Below are 21,935 nucleotides of genomic sequence, written 5' to 3'. Positions count from 1 at the left end.
GACAGGTACTAAAATAAGCAAATGTTTGAGCGTTATCGTAACAAAGGCTCCTAATCGGGGCCTTTGTTACAACTGGAGGGTGCTCGTTAGTCGTCCCTATGAGAATTAAGCTATGCTAAAAGCAAGTAGTAAGAAGAGGATAAGACAGTGAAAGACGAAGATGATCCATCTTTGTTTGCTCAAGAAGTAGCGGGGATTAAGCCGCTAGAAAGGGGCGAGGTATATTTAGGCAAAAAAGGCCCTGCTGTCGATTTTCAGGCTAGAAAACGGGCGGCAGTCATTGCCCAAGAAGCGGATAGTAATCATTTATCCCATGACTATGTGCAGAAGGTGTTGCCTAATGACATGCTTGAGTATAAACGCCCAGGGGTTCAAGATGGAGTGTTTAAGCGCTTAAGACAAGGCAAATATGCTATCGAGTCGCGGTTGGACCTGCATCGTCGTACAGTGGCTCAAGCACGGGAGTTAGTCTATCAGTTTGCGGAAGATTGTTTGCGTAACGACATTCGCGTGGCGGTGATTGTTCACGGCAAGGGAGACCGTACCCCCGATCCAGATAACCAAGCGACGATTAAGAGCTATATTAATAAATGGTTGAGGGATTTAGACATGGTCATGGCCTTTCATAGCGCACAACGCCACCATGGTGGCCTTGGTGCTGTGTATGTCCTGTTTAAAAAAAGCGAGAAAGCCCGCCTAGAAAACTGGGAAAAACACCAAAAACGCTGAACGGATCACCGAGATAATGGGATGTTAGCGTCAGTAAAAAGAAAAGCTTTGTGTGAAGTTCGTGCAGTAAAACTGACATCTTTGCTATAATTTCAACATTTTGCGGCCTTGAGTCTTGGCAGGCAGTCCCAAACATTATAAGTCATCGTATTCTAATTCAATCGAGGTAGAGAATGACAAATCGTACCGCGCACCATCCTGCGTTTACCTATTTGCGCAGTGAGTTTATCGAGGCCTTGAACGTGACTGTTCAAGAGTTCGAACATACCGTAACCGGCGCTAAACATTTTCACATCGCATCGGACAACGATGAAAACGTCTTTTTGGTTGGATTAAAAACCGTGCCAACAGATTCTTGCGGTGTGGCGCATATTTTAGAGCATACCGTATTGTGTGGTTCTGAGCGTTTTCCTGTTCGTGATCCATTTTTTATGATGATTCGTCGCTCGCTGAATACCTTCATGAATGCGTTTACCTCATCTGACTGGACTGCGTATCCTTTTGCCAGTAAAAACAAAAAGGATTTTCATAACCTACTAGGGGTTTATCTGGATGCAGTCTTTTTCTCACGTTTGGATGAATTGGACTTTTCCCAAGAAGGTCATCGTTTAGAATTCGCGGAGCCAACTAACCCTGAGTCAGAGTTGACCTTTAAAGGGGTTGTGTTTAATGAAATGAAAGGCGCGATGAGCTCTACCACCTCTGTGCTGTGGCAAACACTGACCAAATATCTGTTCCCCAATAATACCTATCATTTTAACTCTGGCGGTGAGCCGAGTGATATTCCTGATTTGTCTTATCAAGATTTGTTGGCATTTTACCGGACCCATTATCACCCATCCAATGCGGTATTTATGACCTTTGGTGATATTCCAGTAGAAACGCTACAAGCGGAATTTGAGGAGAAGGTCTTAAGCCGTTTTGAGCGTTTGGATACGCAAGTGAGTGTGCCGAATGCGAAACGCTATTTCTCTCCTATTCGAGTGGAAGAAGGCTACGCGGCAGATGAAGTGAAAGAAGATGGTAGCCATGTCGTTGTGGGGTGGTTGCTGGGTGAAAGCATCGATCTGACGCAACAATTTGAAGCACAGTTATTATCCAATGTGTTATTAGACAACAGTGCGTCGCCATTGCGTCGTGTGTTAGAGAACAGTGACCTTGGTCGCGCGCCGTCGCCTTTTTGTGGTTTAGAAGACAGCAATAAAGAAATGAGCTTCATGTGTGGCTTAGAAGGCGTGAAGCGTGAAAACACGACCAAAGTGGAAGCCTTGATTCTGTCTACATTGGAGGGCATTGCTCAACACGGTGTGCCGCAAGAAACGGTCGATGCGATGTTACATCAATTGGAGTTGAGTCAACGTGAAATTGGTGGTGGCAGCTACCCATATGGCTTACAATTGATTCTAGCTGGCTTGTCGACAGCCGTGCATTCTGGGGATGTGATCGCGCAATTGGATCTGGATCCGGTGATCGAGGCCATGCGAGAAAAAGTGCGCGACCCGCAATACATTCCAAACTTGATCCAGAATTTATTGTTGTCTAACGCCCACCGAGTCACGCTCACGTTAAGTCCTGATGATGCATTGGAAACACGTCGAAATCAGGCGGAAAAAGACCGTTTGAGCAGAATTAAAGCGGCGTTAAGCGACGAACAGAAAGCGGACATAGTCGCCCGCAGTGAGGCGCTGAAAGCCCGTCAGTCACAGGTGGATGATATGAGCATCTTACCAAAAGTAGGCCTAGAAGATGTGCCGGCCAGCTTGCCTGTGTATGACAGCGAGAAAGTCTCAAGCGATTTGCCCATTACTTTTTATCCTCAGGGAACCAATGGCTTGGTTTATCAGCAGTTAGTGATTGATTTACCTGAGCTCGACGAAGAGGAGACAGAGCATTTGCCTCTGTTCTCGTCTGTCTTGACGGAGCTGGGCATCGGTGATCAAGATTACCTTGCCGTCCAAGAGCGTCAGTCCCTGGTGTGTGGAGGGCTTGGCGCATCAAATTCGATCCGTGCGACCATAGAAGATCGGCAAGATCTTAACGGCTATTTTATTTTGTCTAGCAAAGCGTTAGTGCCGAATGTCAAAGCCATGAGTGAGTTATTAAAAGACACCATGATGAATGTGCGCTTTGATGAAATTGCTCGAGTCAAAGAGTTGGTGGCGCAGCGTCGTGCCCGTCGCGAGCAGTCTATTACGGGACAAGGCCATTCTTTAGCCATGACAGCCGCCTCGGCAGGCGTGTCAGGTTTGTCGGCAAGACAGGAACAATGGGGCGGTATGTCTGGTATTCGTTCTGCGATTGCCTTAGATGACGCGATGAAAGCCGATAACGCCGCTGTTGAAAACGTAATGACTGTGTTCAAACGTTTACATGGCAAATTGCTTACTGCGAAAAAACAGCTATTGTTGGTGGCAGAGCCACAGCACGAAGCAAGTGTGTTAGACAATGCGCAAACGGTATTTGCTGACTTACCGCAGGGGGATAGTCAGGCAGCGTTTGCTTTAGCGCCTGTGGATACTCGAGTGAAAACAGCATGGCTAACGGCAACGCAAGTAAGCTTCTGTAGTAAATCATTCCGTACGGTATCAGGGGACCATCCTGATGTGGCGGCGCTCAATGTGCTAGGCGGCTTTTTGCGTAATGGCTTCTTACACCGAGCCATTCGTGAACAGGGAGGTGCTTACGGTGGTGGTGCAAGCTTTGATGGTAGCAGTGGCGCATTCCGTTTTTATTCCTACCGTGACCCGCGTTTGACTGAAACGTTAGCGGATTTTGATGCCTCTATTGAATGGATGCTGAATGAGGAGCACTCGGCTGCGGCGCTGGAAGAAGCTATTTTGGGCGTGATCGGATCCATGGATAAGCCAAGCTCTCCTGCGGGAGAAGCGCAAAGTGACTTTTATGTTAAGTTACATGGCCGCTCCCTTGAATACCGAGAAGCTTTTCGTGCCAATATTTTAGCGGTGACTATTGATCAGTTAAAAGCGGTGACGAAAGCCTATCTGACTAAAGAGAATGAAAGTGTTGCCGTTGTCACATCGAATGCACGACGTGCAGAGCTTGAAAGTCTTGGGTTTGATATTCAGACCCTATAGAGCGAGGCTATCGTATTGTCGATAGTTTCTAGCGTAGTGATAATGAATCTGGCCTCCGTGCCAGGTTCAAAATTAAAAGCTAACCGTCATAGGCATGCAAAAAAGACTCAAAGCCCGCGTTGCTGGTCTATAAACTCGGTCTTTTCGTCTATCTTTTTGTGGTCTCTTGGTGTTTAGCTTTGAGTAAATATTTAAATAACAAAAACGTTATCGTTTTTATTAGCGGAAAATTAAATGGATCAGTTTCATGATATACGCCCTTACAACGACGATGAAGTCGTCGGGGTGTTGCAAAATTTGTTACAAACACCGGATTTTATTAATACCATCATAGGCTTTCGTTTTCCTAACTGGCCAACATTCCTTAGAGGGCCCTTATCACTGTTGGTGAAAATGGCTCTTAAACGACAGTTTTCAGGCATTCGTAATGTTCGTGATTTTCAGACAGGTGTAGCGAATTACATGGAGCGTATGATCAAAAACACGACCTCAGATGTTGAGTACCGAGGTATCGATAAACTTAACAAGAACGTGGGGTATTTATTTTTGTCGAATCACCGCGACATTGCGATGGATCCGGCATTTGTTAACTATGGCTTGTACATGGCGGGTCTGGATACCGTACGAATCGCCATTGGGGATAATTTACTGCGTCGTCCTTTTGTGTCTGACTTAATGCGTCTGAATAAAAGCTTTATTGTGAAGCGCTCTGCCAATGGAATCCGTGAAATGATGGCGGCTTTTGGACAGTTATCTTCCTATATCACCCATTCGATAACCAAAGAACACTGTAATATTTGGATTGCGCAGAAAGAAGGTCGTGCGAAAGACGGTGTCGATCAAACGGACCCTGCGATCATTAAAATGTTCTACATGAGCCAGAAGAAAGAGAAAATAGCTTTTCCTGAGGCCATGGCCAATCTTAATGTGGTGCCAGTCTCGATTTCCTACGAATACGATCCGTGTGCGTTTGATAAGGCGCGGGAGTTGCACCAAAAATCGACGACGGGTAATTACGAGAAAGCAGAGTTTGAAGACATTGATAGCATCAAAAATGGTATTGTGGGACAGAAAGGTAAAGTGGTTGTCACCTTTGGAGATGTCATCACCACAGAGGGCATTGAGACGCCTGAAGACTTTGTAGCGGAAGTCGACCGTCAAGTAGTCACTCATTACGCGATTCAGCCCAGTAATGAGTCGGCGTTTGCTATGCAGCAAGGATTGCCCGCAACAGACAGTGCGTTTGAGGTGTATATGCAAACGTGTCCAGAGGCGCTGCGTGAGACGGTGTTGGCTATGTATGCTAATCCACTAAAACAAAAGCAAAAATATATAAACGTATAACCAGTAAGGTAATGACTAATGAGTATCGGGACGTTGTTAAGATCCTGGGTCGGTTCCACCGTGTTTTTTGTTTACTACATGCTATCGACCGTGTTATTCGGACTGATGGCACCGTTTGCCACCATCATCTTACCTAAAAATGCACGTCAGCCTGTGTTGAATTTGCATAATAAAGGGTTGTTGTTTGTTTTTCGGGTTTTGTGTGGGGTAAAAATTGAAATCATAGGGCGGGAGCACATTAACAAAGAGCGTCCGGTTGTGCTGGTAGCAAATCATCAGAGTGAATGGGAGACTTACGTTCTGCAAGTTCTGATGGCACCAGTATCCACCGTCTTGAAGAAAGAGCTGTTGTCAGTGCCGTTTTTTGGGTGGGGTCTTCGTATGGTGCAGCCGATTGCCATTGATCGCTCTAAACGCACGAATGCGTTGAAACAAATTATGAGTCAGGGTAAAGAACGTTTGGAAGATGGCCGATCAGTATTGATCTTTCCTGAGGGGACACGTACTAAACCAACAGAAGAGAAAGAATTCAACAAAGGGGCGGCTATGCTGGCAACATCCGCCAATGTGCCGATTTTGCCTGTGGTGCATAATGCGGGGTACGCTTGGCCAAGTAAGAGCTTTTTGAAAAAGCCTGGTGCGATTCGTGTGGTGATTGGACCTGTGATTGAGTCGGAAGGTAAGAAAACGGGGCAATTGCACGATGAAATGACCGCTTGGATGCGAGCTGAAATGGCGAAATTGCCAAAAGGCGCATAGACTCGTTGCGACTTTCTTTTGTGATCGCTTTGATAATAAAAAGCCGCAGCTTACTTCTTGAATAAGAAAAAGGCTGCGGCTTTTTTATTTGAGCTTAGCGGCGCGCCGCTATTACTGATATTTTTTGAATACTAAGCTGGCGTTTGTGCCACCAAAGCCAAAGCTGTTAGACATAATCAGGTTCAAATCTACATCATCTTGACGTGTGGTCACAACAGGGATGTGTCCTGCTGCTGGATCAAGTTCGTCAATGTTAGCCGAGGCTGTAATGAATTTGTTTTCCATCATTAATAAGCAATAGATGGCTTCATGAACGCCTGCCGCACCTAGAGAGTGACCAGATAAGGACTTGGTTGAACTGACCGCAGGGATATTCTCACCAAAGGTTTCGTTCACCGCCTGTAACTCTTTCATGTCACCCGCTGGTGTACTGGTACCATGAGTGTTGATGTAGTCTATCTTGCCATCAATGGTGCTCATAGCCATTTGCATGCAACGAACCGCCCCTTCGCCAGATGGAGCGACCATGTCGTAACCATCCGATGTGGCGCCATAGCCGACGACCTCAGCATAAATTTTTGCACCACGCGCTTTCGCATGTTCCAGTTCTTCAAGAACAAGGATGCCACCGCCGCCAGCGATAACAAAGCCATCACGGTTTGAATCATAGGCGCGAGACGCGATTTCAGGAGTGTCATTGTATTTAGACGATAAGGCACCCATAGCATCAAACATACAAGTTTGTTCCCAGCTCTCTTCTTCGCCACCACCTGCAAACACTACATCCTGTTTGCCTAGCTGAATCAGCTCCATGGCATTACCAATACAGTGGGCGCTGGTTGAGCAAGCGGAGGTGATTGAGTAGTTTACACCTTTGATTTTAAAGGGAGTCGCCAAACAAGCTGATACCGTGCTCCCCATGGTTTGTGTGACACGGTAAGGTCCAACACGCTTTACGCCTTTTTCACGTAGCGTGTCAGCTGATTCCACTAGGTTTTGTGCCGATGCGCCACCTGACCCTGCAATTAAGCCAGTGCGGACATTAGATACTTGCTCTTCGCTTAAGCCTGAGTCTGCAATCGCTTGCTGCATAGAAACATAAGCATAAGTCGCAGCATCGCCCATGAAGCGACGTGCTTTACGATCAATAATATCGCTATCTAAATCGATACGACCGCAAACATGGCTGCGAAAGCCATGTTCTTTGTAATCTTCAGCGAAACGAATACCAGAACGGCCCTCGCGCAAGGAGTTTAAAACGCTCTCTTTGTCATTGCCAAGACAACTGACAATGCCAAGACCTGTTACTACTACACGACGCATATAATGTGCCTCTTTACTCTTATTCTTTAAAAGTTATCAGTGGTTGTGAACAAACCAACGCGCAAGTCTTTTGCTACGTAGATTTCTCGTCCATCAACAGATACGCTTCCGTCAGCAATACCCATCACCAATTTACGTTCAATCACTCGCTTCAACTGAATATTGAAGGTGACCTTTTTCGCTGTTGGGAGAATTTGTCCTGTGAACTTAACTTCACCACAGCCCAATGCACGTCCACGTCCTTTATTGCCTTTCCAGCCAAGGAAAAATCCAACAATTTGCCACATTGCATCCAAGCCTAGGCAGCCTGGCATGACTGGATCGCCAGGAAAGTGGCATTGGAAAAACCAAAGGTCGGGGTGAATATCTAGCTCAGCTATGATTTCGCCTTTGCCGTGTTCTCCGCCTTCGGCTGAGATACGTGTGATGCGATCCATCATCAACATGTTACCTACGGGTAGTTGGGCATTACCTTCACCAAACATTTCGCCGTAGCCACATTGCAATAGTTCGTCTTTTTCAAACGATGAAGCTCTAGTCATTATAGTCCTATTTCCACCTCCAGCTAATAACGCGTTGGGTTATGCTGAGTTATGTGGTCCAGTTAGCAGTATAAAATCTAGCGGATTATATCGGTTTGAGCGCTTAATATGAATGTTTGAATAGAAAAAAAGCGCTAACCTTGCTTGATAAAGGCATATTTTTGGGTTCGTGCCCTGAAATTTAGTGTTTTTTACGAATCAATGCACAAGAAAAAGTGATTGGTCGATGGGGCCGGGATGTTTTTTCTCGTATCCTAGGCCCATAATGTGCCCGATAAAAATGAATTAGAGTAGATGTATGATAGAAATTGGCGGCAAGCTTTGTGCTCCTTGGCAGTATGTTGTTGATAATAAGAGCGATTATGTGGTGGGTTATCAATCTCAGATAAACAGTTCGTTAGCGTCGCTGCACTTTCTTCATGGCAACGGTTTTGCGGTGGGTTCCTACCGACATTTTTTAGCGCATTTTGCTAATGACTATAATCTGCTTTTACAAGATGCAGCAGGTCATGGTGAATCTTCCTCTGGAGAGAAGTTTGTTGGCTGGAATGAAACGGCTAATCGGTTTGTAAAGTCGTTGCAGTCGCGCTTGCCTCAATTGCCTGCTACCGAGCGAATTGGCATGGGTCATAGCTTTGGTGGTTGTTTGACGGCGTTAATGAGTGCTCAAGAGCCTGGCTTATTTGATCGAATTGTTCTACTTGATCCGGCGATGTATCCACCCAAAGTGATCTGGATGTTGCGAGGTGTACGAATTTCGGGGTTTAGGCGTCGTTTACCTATGGTTCGACAAGCCTCTCGGCGTCGCACACATTGGGAAAGTCTGGCTAACGTGAAAGCCAGTTTTAAGGGGCGAGGAACCTTTAAGGGGTGGCAAGATCGGTGTCTCGATGACTATATTCGTTATTCTGTTCAAGAAGACGAAGACGGACAATGTTATTTGCGTTGCCCTACTTGGATGGAAGCGGCTGTTTTTTCCTCTTATCCGAAAGGCTTATGGCAGCTAATTCGTTCGGTTAAGGTGCCGACCTATATTATCCAAGGTGAGTCGTCCTATGATTTTTTCATAGAGGCTCATCATTTGGCGGCTCGTTTGAATCCGAATATTAAGGTGGTGACGGTAAAAGGAGGTCATTGCTTTATGCAAGAAGACCCAGCTGCGGCTGCACAACAGGTAAAGAGTTGGTTGGACTCTTTTGATTGCTCAGCTTAGAACATGACATCGCATCAGTATAGGTAAGTAAAAGCCAAAAGAGTCACTGGTTAACGTGACTCTTTTGGCTTGTAGACTGTGCGAAATATCAGTTGCGGCGTTTAACTGAGGCGTGGGCTAAATTAATGAGCGCTTCTTTGTACTCTGAGTCAACGAGAGGTGCTAATGCAGTAATGGCAAGATCCGCTTGTTCTTGAGCACGCTGTTGCGTGTACTCAATGGCGCCACACTCCTGTACATCTCTAATGATGGTGTCTAATTGCTCCAAACCACCTGTTTCAATGGCGTGTCGGACGCGACTGATGGCGTTGGGGTTGCCGTGCTGCATTGTGTAGATTAACGGCAGCGTTGGTTTTCCTTCCGCCAAATCGTCCCCCACACTTTTGCCCATTTCCTCAGTGGTACTGGTGTAGTCCATAACATCGTCAATTAATTGGAAGGCTGTCCCTACATACATGCCATAGTTTTTAAGTGCCGTTTTGATGTCATCGCTGCTGTTTGCGATGACAGCACCACACAGTGCCGCCCCTTCGAATAACTTTGCCGTTTTGTATTGGATGACTTTCAAATAATTTTCTTCGGTCGTATCTGGGTCGCCACAGTTAATGAGCTGTTGTACTTCTCCTTCCGCGATAATGTTGGTGGTTTCCGCCATAATCGCCATGCAATCCATGCTTTGGATGCTCACCATTAATTGAAACGCTCGAGTGTACAAAAAGTCGCCAACGAGAACGCTGGGAGCATTACCCCATTCTTCATTGGCGGTCTTTTTGCCGCGACGCATATCGGACTCATCGACCACATCATCGTGAAGTAGGGTTGATGTGTGAATAAATTCAATAATGGTGGCCATTTTGATGGCTTTATCGAGCTTGTCTTCATCTAGATTTAGACTTGCTTTGGCGGCTAGGAGAACCATTAGTGGGCGGAGGCGTTTACCGCCGTTACTAATAATGTAATAGCCGATTTGTTCAATGAGAGGAATGTCACTTGTCAGTTGTGACACTATATATTCGTTTACTCGGCCAAATTCGTTGGCCACAACATCATGTATTTTTGTGGGTTGCATACGATTTCCGGAGCTAAAGAGTACTAAGCTGTAAAGCAAGTTTGTCCCATGCTAGGTAAGCCTTGTGTCAGGGTCAACCCAAAAGATGAAAAATACATAAACACCGTGCTTTTTGCTTGTATTAGCTGGTTTGATTTTGTACAATCTCGCGTCCGATTTACCCACATTTTGCTCCCTATCATATGGTAAGTGAATTTTTGTCGTGATCGACAAGAATTTGGTGCCACTAGAAGTAGGTCAAATCCAATTCAGTAGCCGGGTAAATCTCATTGGAGAAGAACATGTTTGCAGTAATCAAAACTGGCGGTAAGCAATACCGTGTGCAAGAAGGCCAAACCCTTAAGGTTGAAAAACTTGCAGTAGAAGAAGGTGGCGTGGTTGAATTTAACGACGTACTTCTTGTTAGCAATGGCGACGACGTTAAAGTTGGCGCTCCAGTTGTAGAAGGCGCTAAAGTAACGGCAGAAGTGGTTACTCATGGTCGCGGAGACAAAGTGAAAATTTTGAAATTCCGTCGTCGTAAGCATTCTATGAAGCGTATGGGGCATCGTCAGTGGTTCACAGAAGTGAAAGTCACTGCGATTAACTAATAAGCGCTAACTAAAACACATTTAAGGAGTAAGTCATGGCTCATAAAAAGGCGGGTGGTAGTACTCGTAACGGTCGCGATTCCGAGTCGAAACGATTAGGTGTCAAACGCTTTGGTGGTCAAGTAGTGATCCCAGGTAACATTCTTGTTCGTCAGCGTGGAACTCAATTCCACCCAGGTGTTGGTGTTCAGATCGGTAAAGATCACACCTTGTTCGCTGTTGTTGAAGGTCAAGTAAAGTTTGAAGTGAAAGGTAAACTTAAGCGTCGTACGGTTTCTGTCGTAGCGGCTTAATTACTGCTAAAAACTTAAAAAGAGCTCCGCGACGCGGGGCTTTTTTTTTGGAAAAATCTTATAATCAGGGTCTGTTGATTCTGATAATCCACCGAAGAGGTGAATCTGTGAAATTCGTTGATGAAGCCAGTATCTATGTAAGAGCGGGTAAAGGCGGTAATGGTTGTTTGAGCTTTTGGCGGGAAAAGTTTGTTGCTAAAGGTGGTCCCGATGGCGGTGATGGCGGCAATGGCGGTAGTGTGTATTTGGTTGCCGATGAGGCTTTAAATACGCTGATCGATTTTCGTTATACGAAGAAATACATAGCCGAAAGTGGCGAGGGTGGCCAAGGACGAGATATGACAGGCTCAAAAGGGTCTGATCTTGAGGTTAAAGTACCAATCGGTACGACGGTGATTGACGAGGACACTGGCGAAACTTTAGGGGATCTTGTTCGCGATGGTCAGCGTTTAAAAGTGGCTCAAGGTGGTCACCATGGTTTAGGTAATACGCGCTTCAAATCCAGTACCAACCGTGCCCCTCGCCAAACGACGAAAGGGACGGTCGGAGAAGAGCGAACTCTAAAGCTGGAAATGAAAGTATTGGCAGACGTTGGCTTGCTTGGGTTGCCTAATGCGGGTAAATCGACTTTTATTCGTGCGGTCTCGTCGGCGAAACCAAAAGTGGCGGATTACCCCTTTACGACGTTGGTGCCAAACTTGGGTGTGGTGAAAGTGAAAAAACACCAGAGCTTCGTTGTGGCCGATATTCCGGGCATTATTGAAGGTGCATCAGAAGGGGCGGGTCTGGGTATTCGCTTCTTGAAACACTTAGTGCGTAACCGTATTCTGCTTCATGTTGTTGATTTGGCTCCATGGGATGAGATTACGCCAGCAGAGGCGGCACTTATTGCAGTGAATGAGTTGCAGCAGTTTAGCCCCGCTCTGGCGGAACGTGATCGTTGGTTGGTTCTGAACAAAACCGATATGGTGCCAGAAGACGAATTAGAGGAGCGCTGCCAGAGTGTTATCGACGCATTAGGTTGGCAGGGGAAGGCATACCGTGTCTCGGCAATTTCTGGGGAAGGGACGGAAGTGTTATGCCTAGACTTGATGACGGCGCTTGAGGCGCAGCGTGAGTTGTTGGCAGAAGACCCAGAGGCTCGTGAGAAAGAGAAAGCGATGCGTGCCTTGATTGATGAAGAGGGTCGTCAGCGTATTATGGCACTGCGTGAGAAGCGTCGTTTAGAGGGTAAAATGCTGGATGACGATGATTTTGATGATGACGATTATGATGTCGAAGTAGAATACGTTTAAGCATTGGCTAATTTTGTGGGTGGGTAAGCGGTAGTATGGAAAGGCGAGAAAAAATTGCGAAAGCGCGTCGGCTGGTGGTAAAAATCGGTAGCGCTTTGTTAACGAATGATGGTCGGGGTTTGGATGTCGAACGCATTGGCTTATGGGTTGAACAAATTGCTCAATTACGCAAGCAGGGCAAAGAAGTGGTGTTGGTGTCGTCTGGCTCTATTGCCGCTGGTATGAAGCGCCTTGGTTTTTCTTCTCGACCGACCCAGGTGAACGAGTTACAAGCTGCTGCCGCAGTTGGTCAGATGGAGCTGGTGGGGGTGTATGAGAGTCATTTTGAGAAGCATGGCCTTTGTACGGCGCAAATTTTGCTCACCCATGACGATCTGTCTAACCGTCGTCGTTATTTAAACGCTCGATCTTCGTTGCGAACCTTATTAAGCCTTGGCGCTGTACCCATAGTTAACGAAAACGATACGGTTGTAACCGACGAGATTCGGTTTGGTGACAACGATACTTTAGGTGCCCTAGTAGCGAACTTGGTTGAGGCCGATGCAATGATCATTTTGACGGATCAGCAAGGCTTGTTTGATAAGAACCCGCGTGATCATGTTGATGCTACCTTGATATCCCATGTTTCGGCCACAGATGAGCGCTTAGAGTCGATGGCTAGTGGCGGTGCTGGTCTACTGGGCAGTGGGGGCATGTTGACGAAAGTGCGTGCGGCACGCTTAGCGGCGCGTTCTGGGGCGGATACTTTGATTGCTTCAGGTCGTGAGGAGAGTGTTATACTGCGGGTGGCTTCTGGTGAGCATGTGGGAACCTGGCTACAGCCTGAACATGGACGGCTAGCGGCCCGTAAACAGTGGTTGGCTGGGCAGTTAAAAAGCCGTGGGACACTGGTACTGGATGATGGAGCGGTTAAAGCGTTGCGCAAAGGTAGTACTAGTTTGTTGGCTGTCGGGGTGAAAGACGCGCAAGGGTCTTTTTCTCGTGGTGATATGGTGCTGTGTTTGGATGGGCAGGGGGCTCTAGTGGCGCGGGGGTTGATCAATTATACCGTGGCAGAAACCTTAAAATTGCTTGGCCGTCCTTCCTCCGATATTTTGAGCGTGCTTGGTTACGAGAGCGAGCCGGAGCTGATTAACCGTGATGATTTAGTCATTATTTAATGCAATGTAATGAGCTAGGAGAGTGGCATGGCAAAACCGGGGCAGTCTGGTTTAGCGCGAGTTATTAGTGCGACGCGCTATTCTTATCAGGGGCTAAGAGCGCAGTGGAAACATGAGGCGGCTTTTCGTCAAGAAACCTGCTTATTTTTAGTGGCCTTGCCATTGGCGCTTTGGTTGGGCGATGGCGGCATGGAAAAAGCGTTGCTGATTTTTTCTGCTGGAATGGTGTTGATCGTTGAAACGATTAATTCCAGTGTGGAAGCGGTTGTGGATCGTATTAGCAACGAGCAGCATGAGTTGTCTGGGCGGGCGAAAGATCTAGGCTCCGCAGCAGTGATGCTTTCTTTGGTCTTGGCAGCAGTTGTGTGGGGGTTGGTTATTTTCTCGTAGGGCAGTGCGTCATGAGTTAGCACGAAAGATAAATGCATAAAAAAACCGGCAAAAGCCGGTTTTTTTATGGGTATTAGGCCAGTGCTTTGATTTTAGCACTCAAGCGGCTCTTATGACGAGCTGCTTTGTTTTTGTGATATAGGCCTTTATTAGCTGCTTTGTCTAGCTTAGAAGTGGCTAGAGTATAAGCTGCTTGTGCATCAGCTTGATTACCTGCTTCGATAGCTGCATCTACTTTTTTCAAGTAGGTACGAACCATAGAGCGCAGGCTACCATTATGAGCGCGACGTTTGATCGCCTGGCGCGCACGTTTTTTTGAACCGGCGGAATTTGCCACAGTCTGGCTCCTTTCAATTATATTAGGAAACGGCACAGCACTGTGCTGCGTCGTGAAATTAATGTCAAGTTTGACTTGAGAATCTCGCGGCGGATTTTACCAGTTTTTTGGCGTGTCACAACCCCATTATACAAATAATCGCCAAATCTAGTGGCTTATTTTTCTGCCTTGTCGGTCAATCTGGTGGTATTCTTGCTCCAATTGCTTGGTATGGTTAGTAAAATTATAATGTCTGAAGAAAATATGGTGTCTAAAAAAGAATCAAAAGAAATCGCGCAAAAGAGCTCTTTATTACGCTCCGGTGTCTTAGTTTCCCTCTGTACTTTTTTGTCACGTATTCTAGGGTTGGCTCGTGATTCTGCGTTGGCCTATGTATTAGGAGCCAGTGCCGGAGCGGATGCGTTCTATGTGGCGTTTAAAATTCCTAATTTTTTTCGTCGACTTTTTGCAGAAGGCGCCTTTGCGCAAGCCTTTGTACCAGTTCTTAGCGATTATCGGGTTAATACCAGTAAAGAGGAAGTGCGGGCATTAATTTCAGCTGTATCTGGCTCACTAGCCTTGGTGCTATTAGTCATGACGGCTCTGTTTATGTTGTGCGCGCCTTGGGTTATTTATGTTTTTGCTCCAGGCTTTGCCTCTGATGGTGAGCAGTCTCGTTTGGCGTCTCAGTTGCTGACCATTACGTTTCCTTATCTGATGTTTATTTCGTTAACGGCGCTGGCTGGTGGTGTGCTTAATGCCCACGGCGAGTATGCGGTTCCGGCGATTACACCGATTTTTCTCAATATTACTTTGTTGGTTGCTACTTTGGTGTTTGCGCGTGACGCGGCTCAGTCTGAGATTTATGTGGCGTGGGGGGTGTTTTTTGCGGGGCTGGTGCAGCTAGCCTTTCAAATGCCGTTCTTGGCTAGGCTCAAGCTGTTACCCATGCCAAGTCTGAATTTTCGCCATCCAGGGGTGAAGCGCATTTTGCTATTGATTGGTCCTGCGTTATTTGGTGTATCGGTTAGTCAAATTAACCTGCTATTAGACACCGTGCTGGCGTCGTTTCTGCAAACTGGCAGTATTACTTGGTTGTATTTGTCGGATCGTTTGTACGAATTGCCTCTGGGGATTTTTGCGATTGCTATCAGTACGGTGATTTTACCGTCATTGTCGCGGAGTTTTGCTAGCAAAAAAGCGGACAGCTTTTCGTCGACGCTAGACTGGGGGTTGCGCATTTTGTTGCTGATTGCCGTACCTTCCTCTTTGGCGCTCTTTATGTTGGCAGAGCCTTTGATTGCAACCATCTTTTATCGTGGTGCGTTGACGGTTCATGATGTGGTGAAAGCGTCTGAAAGTTTGCAGGCTTATTCCATTGGTCTGGTCTTTATGATGCTGATTAAAGTGTTGGCGCCAGGTTACTACGCAAGGCAAGATACAAAGACGCCAGTGCGTATTGGTATTATTGCAATGGTGTCAAATATGGTGCTGAATCTGATTTTTGTCTGGCCGCTAGGACACGTTGGTTTGGCGCTGGCGACCAGTTTATCGGCGGGCATTAATGCCTTTTTGTTGTGGCGTGGTTTGCGCAAGCGAGGACATCATGTGTTTTCTGCGCAGTGGAAGCGCTTGTTGCGTATTCTGGTGCTTGCAACATCGGCATTGGGTGTGTGTTTGTATGTGTTCCTTCAGCAGGGGTGGGTATGGACCCAAATGAGTAGTTTACAGCGCATTGGCGATACTTTGCTGATTGTTGTTGTTGGGGTATGTGTATATGTGGGAGTCGCCATACTGGCGGGCCTACGTCTATCAATGTTAAGGCACAGTTAAGTTCACTGTTTATGGTGTGGGCCGGTTAAAAGTGGGTTTGTGTTGCTTGTGTAAGTTCTGGCCTACCGTCATCTGGTGAACTGCTATATAATCTGGGTTATTTTTTTCAGCGCTGGGTGGAATGGTCTTGAACGAGGCACTATGGAGTTAATACGGGGTATTCATAATATCCGAGAAAAGCATCAAGCAGGTGTGCTAACGATTGGGAATTTTGACGGTGTTCATTTGGGCCATCGCGCTATTTTGAACCGAGTAAAAGCGTTGGCTGCCCATTATCATGTTCCAGCGGGGATTATGATATTTGAGCCTCAGCCGCGTGAGTATTTTGCACCAAATACTTCGCCTGGGCGCATTAGTCGTTTGCGGGATAAGGTGGCATTGCTTAAAGGGCAGGGTATCGATTATGTCCTGTGTTTACCGTTCAATCCTAAACTTCAGCAGCTTGACGCTCATGCTTTTTGCCAGAGTATTTTGTCGGATGGCTTGTCTGTTCGTCATTTGGTGGTGGGGGATGATTTCCGCTTTGGCTGTGACCGCCAAGGGGATTTCGAATATTTGCGTCAATTTGGCGAAACCCACGGTTTTGATGTTGAAAATACGCCGTCCGTGCTCAATAGATTGGGGGAGCGGGTCAGTAGTACGTTAGTACGCCAAGCGTTAGAGCATGGTGATATTGACGCAGCCCAAGAAAACATGGGGCACCCTGTGATGCTAAGTGGTCGAGTGATCCACGGGCAAAAGCTGGGTCGTACTATTGGGTTTCCGACTGCCAATGTGCATTTGAAAGGTACCATGTCTGCGTTGTCGGGTGTTTATGCTGTCACCTTAGAAACGGAGGGTGTATGCCATGATGGTGTTGCCAATATAGGTATGCGACCAACGGTTAACGGTAAAACACCCATTTTAGAAGTGCATTTGTTTAACTTTAATGGTGATCTGTATGATCAATATGTACAGGTCACTTTCTGTCGTTTTATTAGGGCAGAGCGAAAAATGGCCGGCCTAAGTGAGCTGGAACAACAAATTCAATGTGATAAAGAAGAAGCACAACGCTTTTTTGCTAATCAGTGAAAAGATGATCTTTGAGGATGAATCGATAAACCATGAGTGATTATAAACCGACACTGAATTTGCCAAACACGGATTTTCCAATGCGTGGAGATTTGGCAAAACGTGAACCTGCAATGCTAAAGCGTTGGCAGGATATGGATCTATACAACAAAGTACGTAAAGTGAGTAAAGGTCGTAAGTCTTTTATTCTTCACGATGGCCCTCCATACGCGAACGGTAGTATTCATATTGGTCACGCGGTTAACAAAATCCTCAAAGATATTATTGTTAAATCGAAAACCGTCAGCGGCTTTGATGCACCGTACATCCCCGGCTGGGACTGTCATGGTTTGCCAATCGAGCATAAAGTTGAGCAGCTGATTGGCAAAGCGGGCGATAAAGTATCGTACAAAGATTTTCGTGCGAAATGCCGTGAATACGCTTACTCACAAATTGAAGAGCAGAAAAAAGACTTTATCCGTCTTGGTGTGATGGGAGATTGGGATAATCCTTATCTGACCATGAACTTTGTAACCGAAGCGAATATTGTTCGAGCATTAGGTAAAATTGCTGAAAATGGTCACTTAGTAAAAGGTTTTAAGCCTGTTTACTGGAGTGTCGTAGGCGGCTCTGCTTTGGCGGAAGCGGAAGTGGAATACCAGGATAAAACCTCTTTGTCTTTGGACGTGCGCTATGCACCAAAAGACGAAGCTGAGTTGTTGGCAAAATTCTCCGGTGTGGAAGGAGAAGGCAAGGTTTCTGTTGTTATCTGGACGACTACGCCTTGGACTTTACCTGCTAGCCAAGCGGTCTCGATTCACCCAGAATTTCATTATGCACTGGTTGAAGTGGACATGGGGGCGGGCAAAGAGCGTCTGATCCTAGCGGAAGACATGGTTGAAAGTGTGATGGCGCGTTATGGTGTGTCGGACTTCCGTATTGTTGGGCGCGCTGAGGGGGCTGACCTTAATGGTACTTTGTTGGATCATCCGTTTGTTGAGCGTGACATCCCGGTTATCTTAGGTGAGCATGTCACGACGGAAGCCGGTACGGGTTGTGTACATACTGCACCGGACCATGGGGTAGATGACTTTAACGTGGGTCGTGAAAATGGCTTAGGCACTATCAACCTTGTCCAAGATAATGGTGTTTACTCAGAAGCAGCAGGCGAATTCGCGGGCATGCACGTTTACAAAGTAGACGATGCTGTGTTGGAAGCACTAAACCGTAATAACGCTTTGGTGTTTCAGTCAAAAATCTTCCACAGTTATCCACACTGCTGGCGTACTAAAACACCGTTGATCTTCCGTGCGACACCACAATGGTTTATCAGCATGGATGAAAAAGGTCTATTGGATTCTGCGAAAGAAGCGGTCAAAGGTGTGAAGTGGACACCTTCTTGGGGTCAAAACCGCATGGAAGGCATGTTGAATAACAGTCCAGATTGGTGTGTGTCCCGTCAGCGTACGTGGGGTGTGCCAATTGCTTTATTTATCAATAAAGAAACGCAAGAGCTTCACCCAGAAACCCCTCGTTTGATCGAAGAAGTGGCACAGCGTATTGAAAAAGTCGGTATTGATGCTTGGTTTGATCTAGATGCGGCAGAGCTTTTGGGTGACGAAGCGGAGCAATACAGCAAGGTAACCGACACATTAGATGTGTGGTTCGACTCTGGTGTGACTCACTACTCTGTTATCGACCAGCGTGATGAATTGAGCTTCCCTGCGGATCTGTACCTTGAAGGTTCTGACCAACATCGTGGCTGGTTCCAATCTTCTTTGAAGACCTCTATCGCGATCCGTGGTGTACCGCCTTATAAAGGTGTGCTAACTCACGGTTTCACGGTTGATGGCGATGGTCGCAAAATGTCTAAATCACTCGGTAACGTGGTTTCTCCACAGAAAGTGATGGGGACTTTAGGGGCGGATATTATTCGTCTGTGGGTGGCGGCAACCGATTACACGGGCGAAATGACCGTGTCTGACGAAATTTTAAAACGTGTGGCGGATTCTTATCGTCGTATTCGTAATACCGCGCGCTTCATGTTGGCAAACTTGAATGGCTTTGATCCAGCAAAAGACATGGTGCCTTCAAGCGAGATGATCGCCTTAGATCGTTGGATTGTAGACCGTGCTGCGCAATTGCAAAAAGACTTAGATGTAGCTTACGGCGAATACCAATTTCATACCGTCAACCAAAAAATCCAAAATTTCTGTTCGGTAGACTTGGGCGGTTTTTACTTGGATGTGATCAAAGATCGTCAGTACACCACACAAGAAGACAGCTTAGCACGCCGTTCGGCGCAAACGGCTTTGTATCATGTGATGGAAGCCTTTACTCGTTGGATCTCTCCTATCTTGAGCTATACAGCGGATGAGATTTGGTTAGCGCTTCCTGGTGAGCGCAGCGAATCTGTATTCCTAGAAACTTGGTACGAAGGGCTTGAAGAGCTGGCGGGCGACGAAGTACTTGGCCGTGAGTTCTGGAAACAGGTTCTTGAAGTGAAAGTGGCGACCAACAAGGTGCTTGAAGCAGCACGTAATGAAGGCAAAATGAAAGCCAGCTTGAGTGCGGAAATTACCTTGTATTGTGATGATTCATTGCAAACAACATTGAATCGTCTAGGTGATGAGCTGCGCTTTGTGTTGATTGCGTCTGATGTGAAAGTTCTGCCACTTGACCAAGCGGGCGAGGGTGCGGTTGAAACCGATCTTGCTGGCCTTAAAGTGCATGTAGAACTCAGCAAGTATGCGAAGTGTGTACGTTGTTGGCATCACCGTGAAGAAGTGGGTAAACGAGAAGCGCACCCTGAGCTGTGCGATCGTTGTATCTCTAACTTACCTGATGGGGAAGGTGAACAGCGCCTTTACGCTTAATGACATTTCGATATGTGTGGCAACAAGCCCAGCGCTGGTGGGCGCTGGCAATTGCAGTGGTGATCTTGGATTGGGTCACCAAACAGGCGGTTGTGGCAAATTTGTTTTATGGACAGGAAATCCATTTACTGCCTGTACTTGACCTAACATTGCGCTACAACACCGGCGCGGCCTTTAGTTTTTTGGCCCAAGCGGGTGGTTGGCAGCGCTGGTTGTTTTCCTTGATAGCGATAGTCGTAGTGGTAGGTATCAGCTGGCGTTTAGTTAGGATAGGTCGTAAGAACCCTTGGGAAGCGGCTGCACTAAGTCTGATTATGGGGGGCGCTCTTGGTAATTTACATGATCGTCTTGCCTATGGCCACGTGGTCGATTTTGTACAAGTTCATTGGCAGCAGTCTTGGTATTTTCCTGCCTTTAATGTGGCCGATAGTGCGATCACAATAGGTGTTATCTTGATGCTGTTAGAAGGCTTATTTGTTAAGCCGAAGAAAGGTGAAAAAGAATGAGTTTAGTGACGGCAGACAGTCGAGTGACCTTGCATTTTGAGCTGTCTTTGGAAGATGGCCAGGTTGTAGATTCGAATTTTGATCAAGCACCTGCTCAATTTGTGTTTGGTGATGGTAATTTGCTGCCTGCATTTGAAGAAGTGCTAATTGGCATGCAAGCAGGTGATGAAGCGTCGTTTGTGATGTCTCCAGAAAAAGCGTTTGGAGCTCCTAATGAAAACAACATCCAACGTATTTCACGCTCTCAGTTCTCAATGGACTTAGAAGAGGGTATGGTCGTGTCCTTTGCAGATGCTGCGAACAATGAGTTGCCTGGCGTTATCGCTGAAATTGGCGATCAAGATGTCACCGTTGACTTTAATCACCCATTAGCGGGGCGCTCTTTAACCTATCGAGTGCGTGTTGTTGCGGTAGAGGAGGCATCATGAGCTTTGCTATTCAGTTAGCAAACCCACGTGGTTTTTGTGCAGGTGTAGATCGTGCAATTGAAATCGTTAATCGTTGTTTGGATCTATTCGAAGCCCCTATCTATGTTCGTCATGAAGTGGTTCACAACAAATTCGTTGTGGAATCCTTAAAAGCCCGTGGTGCGGTTTTTGTCGATGAATTAGATCAAGTGCCGGATGACAATATTGTGATCTTCAGTGCCCATGGGGTGTCTAAAGCAGTGCGTGATGAAGCTTCACAGCGTGGGCTAAAAGTATTTGATGCAACCTGTCCTCTTGTAACTAAAGTGCATTTGGAAGTCTTACGCTACTCGCGAGACGGTGTAGAGTGCGTCTTGATTGGTCACGATGGTCATCCTGAAGTAGAGGGTACCATGGGTCAATACGATAACCGTACTGGTGGGGCGATTTATTTGGTGGAAAGCCCAGAAGATGTGGCTTCTTTGAAGGTAAACAACCCAGAAAAGGTGGCATTTGTAACTCAGACCACATTATCGATGGATGATACATCTGTGGTGATCGATGCTCTGCGTCACCACTTTCCCAAGATTAAAGGACCAAAGAAAGACGATATTTGCTACGCGACGCAGAATCGCCAAGACGCAGTAAAAACGCTAGCGGCAGAATCTAAGTTGGTGCTAGTGGTTGGTTCTGTGAACAGCTCTAACTCAAACCGACTACGTGAGCTTGCTGAACGGATGGGCGCAACGGCACACCTTATTGATAATGCAGATGAAATCGATGCGCGCTGGTTGGTCAACATAGAAAGTGTTGGTGTGACTGCTGGTGCATCCGCCCCAGAAGTTCTGGTAAACCAAGTGATTGAGCGTTTAGTGAAAGAAGGAGGCGAAGCGCCTCAAGAACTGAAAGGCCAAGAAGAAAATGTGTCTTTCTCCATGCCTAAAGAGTTAAGAATCGTTGAGTTATAAAGTTAACGATTTCTTTCAGAAAGTTTTTTTTAAATTAATTTAAATAAACTTCAAAAAAGGGTTGCAGAAAATCTGTGAATCCTTAATATACGCCCTCGCTGACACGGACAGCGCTTCACACTGAGTGAGGACGAGGTTCGAAAAAAACGTTAGCAACGCTCTTTAAAATAGATAATC

The 21,935-nt window shown here is 46.5% G+C and carries 20 protein-coding genes; 16 read left to right on the top strand and 4 right to left on the bottom strand.

What is annotated here, in order from left to right; all coding sequences use genetic code 11:
* Positions 1–147 precede the first annotated feature (147 nt).
* From smrA to MSP8886_RS19635, 4 genes are all read left to right on the top strand, one after another.
* Positions 148–729 carry a DNA endonuclease SmrA gene (smrA, locus tag MSP8886_RS19650; RefSeq protein WP_067020035.1) on the top strand — a complete coding sequence of 194 codons (582 nt, stop codon included), beginning with the start codon at positions 148–150 and terminating at the stop codon, positions 727–729.
* 173 nt (positions 730–902) lie between these two features.
* Positions 903–3,824, top strand: a complete 2,922-nt coding sequence (locus MSP8886_RS19645) for an insulinase family protein (RefSeq protein WP_067020032.1) — start codon at positions 903–905, stop codon at positions 3,822–3,824.
* Between the two features lie 234 nt (positions 3,825–4,058).
* On the top strand, positions 4,059–5,168 hold the full coding sequence (locus MSP8886_RS19640) for a 1-acyl-sn-glycerol-3-phosphate acyltransferase (protein ID WP_067020029.1): 1,110 nt from the start codon (positions 4,059–4,061) through the stop codon (positions 5,166–5,168).
* Between the two features lie 18 nt (positions 5,169–5,186).
* A complete protein-coding gene (locus MSP8886_RS19635; protein ID WP_067020026.1) occupies positions 5,187–5,927 on the top strand; it encodes a lysophospholipid acyltransferase family protein in 741 nt (246 codons plus the stop codon).
* A 111-nt stretch (positions 5,928–6,038) separates the two neighbouring features.
* On the opposite strand, the gene fabB is transcribed toward MSP8886_RS19635, so the two are convergent.
* Together fabB and fabA are read right to left on the bottom strand one after the other, a co-directional pair.
* On the bottom strand, positions 6,039–7,250 hold the full coding sequence (fabB, locus tag MSP8886_RS19630; protein WP_067020023.1) for a beta-ketoacyl-ACP synthase I: 1,212 nt from the start codon (positions 7,248–7,250) through the stop codon (positions 6,039–6,041).
* Positions 7,251–7,276: 26 nt separating this feature from the next.
* A complete protein-coding gene (gene fabA, locus MSP8886_RS19625) occupies positions 7,277–7,792 on the bottom strand; it encodes a bifunctional 3-hydroxydecanoyl-ACP dehydratase/trans-2-decenoyl-ACP isomerase (RefSeq protein WP_067020020.1) in 516 nt (171 codons plus the stop codon).
* 298 nt (positions 7,793–8,090) lie between these two features.
* On the opposite strand from fabA, the gene MSP8886_RS19620 reads away from it, so the two are divergent.
* Positions 8,091–9,005, top strand: a complete 915-nt coding sequence (locus MSP8886_RS19620; protein ID WP_083201062.1) for an alpha/beta fold hydrolase — start codon at positions 8,091–8,093, stop codon at positions 9,003–9,005.
* Positions 9,006–9,093: 88 nt separating this feature from the next.
* On the opposite strand, the gene ispB is transcribed toward MSP8886_RS19620, so the two are convergent.
* Complete coding sequence (gene ispB, locus MSP8886_RS19615; RefSeq protein ID WP_067020017.1) at positions 9,094–10,074, bottom strand: octaprenyl diphosphate synthase; 981 nt, start codon at positions 10,072–10,074, stop codon at positions 9,094–9,096.
* Between the two features lie 281 nt (positions 10,075–10,355).
* On the opposite strand from ispB, the gene rplU reads away from it, so the two are divergent.
* The 5 genes from rplU to MSP8886_RS19590 all read left to right on the top strand — a co-directional run bounded on the left by rplU (position 10,356) and on the right by MSP8886_RS19590 (position 13,802).
* Positions 10,356–10,664: a 50S ribosomal protein L21 gene (rplU, locus tag MSP8886_RS19610; RefSeq protein WP_067020013.1), complete on the top strand. Its 309-nt coding sequence runs from the start codon at positions 10,356–10,358 to the stop codon at positions 10,662–10,664.
* Between the two features lie 35 nt (positions 10,665–10,699).
* Entirely contained in the window at positions 10,700–10,957 is a 258-nt protein-coding gene (gene rpmA, locus MSP8886_RS19605; RefSeq protein ID WP_012071897.1) for a 50S ribosomal protein L27, read from the top strand.
* A 107-nt stretch (positions 10,958–11,064) separates the two neighbouring features.
* Positions 11,065–12,252 (top strand): Obg family GTPase CgtA, encoded by a 1,188-nt coding sequence (gene cgtA / locus MSP8886_RS19600; protein ID WP_067020010.1) that lies wholly within the window; start codon positions 11,065–11,067, stop codon positions 12,250–12,252.
* A gap of 35 nt (positions 12,253–12,287) precedes the next feature.
* Positions 12,288–13,412: a glutamate 5-kinase gene (gene proB / locus MSP8886_RS19595; RefSeq protein WP_067020008.1), complete on the top strand. Its 1,125-nt coding sequence runs from the start codon at positions 12,288–12,290 to the stop codon at positions 13,410–13,412.
* Positions 13,413–13,439: 27 nt separating this feature from the next.
* Positions 13,440–13,802: a diacylglycerol kinase gene (locus MSP8886_RS19590; protein ID WP_067020006.1), complete on the top strand. Its 363-nt coding sequence runs from the start codon at positions 13,440–13,442 to the stop codon at positions 13,800–13,802.
* Between the two features lie 73 nt (positions 13,803–13,875).
* Here MSP8886_RS19590 and rpsT read toward each other — a convergent pair whose 3' ends face one another.
* On the bottom strand, positions 13,876–14,139 hold the full coding sequence (rpsT, locus tag MSP8886_RS19585; protein WP_067020003.1) for a 30S ribosomal protein S20: 264 nt from the start codon (positions 14,137–14,139) through the stop codon (positions 13,876–13,878).
* A gap of 228 nt (positions 14,140–14,367) precedes the next feature.
* Here rpsT and murJ point away from each other — a divergent pair, with 228 nt between their 5' ends.
* The 6 genes from murJ (at position 14,368) to ispH (ending at position 21,758) form a co-directional block, all read left to right on the top strand.
* Positions 14,368–15,951: a murein biosynthesis integral membrane protein MurJ gene (gene murJ, locus MSP8886_RS19580; protein WP_083201061.1), complete on the top strand. Its 1,584-nt coding sequence runs from the start codon at positions 14,368–14,370 to the stop codon at positions 15,949–15,951.
* Positions 15,952–16,092: 141 nt separating this feature from the next.
* Entirely contained in the window at positions 16,093–17,022 is a 930-nt protein-coding gene (ribF, locus tag MSP8886_RS19575) for a bifunctional riboflavin kinase/FAD synthetase (protein WP_067020000.1), read from the top strand.
* A gap of 32 nt (positions 17,023–17,054) precedes the next feature.
* Positions 17,055–19,877 carry an isoleucine--tRNA ligase gene (ileS, locus tag MSP8886_RS19570; RefSeq protein ID WP_067019997.1) on the top strand — a complete coding sequence of 941 codons (2,823 nt, stop codon included), beginning with the start codon at positions 17,055–17,057 and terminating at the stop codon, positions 19,875–19,877.
* Positions 19,877–20,383, top strand: coding sequence for a signal peptidase II (gene lspA / locus MSP8886_RS19565; RefSeq protein ID WP_067019994.1), 507 nt, complete (start codon positions 19,877–19,879; stop codon positions 20,381–20,383). Before ileS ends, lspA begins: the two co-directional genes overlap by 1 nt.
* Complete coding sequence (locus MSP8886_RS19560) at positions 20,380–20,811, top strand: FKBP-type peptidyl-prolyl cis-trans isomerase (RefSeq protein ID WP_067019991.1); 432 nt, start codon at positions 20,380–20,382, stop codon at positions 20,809–20,811. The genes lspA and MSP8886_RS19560 overlap by 4 nt, the downstream gene beginning before the upstream one ends.
* Entirely contained in the window at positions 20,808–21,758 is a 951-nt protein-coding gene (gene ispH / locus MSP8886_RS19555; protein ID WP_067019988.1) for a 4-hydroxy-3-methylbut-2-enyl diphosphate reductase, read from the top strand. Before MSP8886_RS19560 ends, ispH begins: the two co-directional genes overlap by 4 nt.
* Positions 21,759–21,935 lie beyond the last annotated feature (177 nt).

This window comes from Marinomonas spartinae (assembly GCF_900089775.1).
Classification (GTDB): Bacteria; Pseudomonadota; Gammaproteobacteria; order Pseudomonadales; family Marinomonadaceae; genus Marinomonas; species Marinomonas spartinae.
Note: the sequence above shows the minus strand (reverse complement) of the source record. Positions and strands in the feature narration are given on the sequence as shown.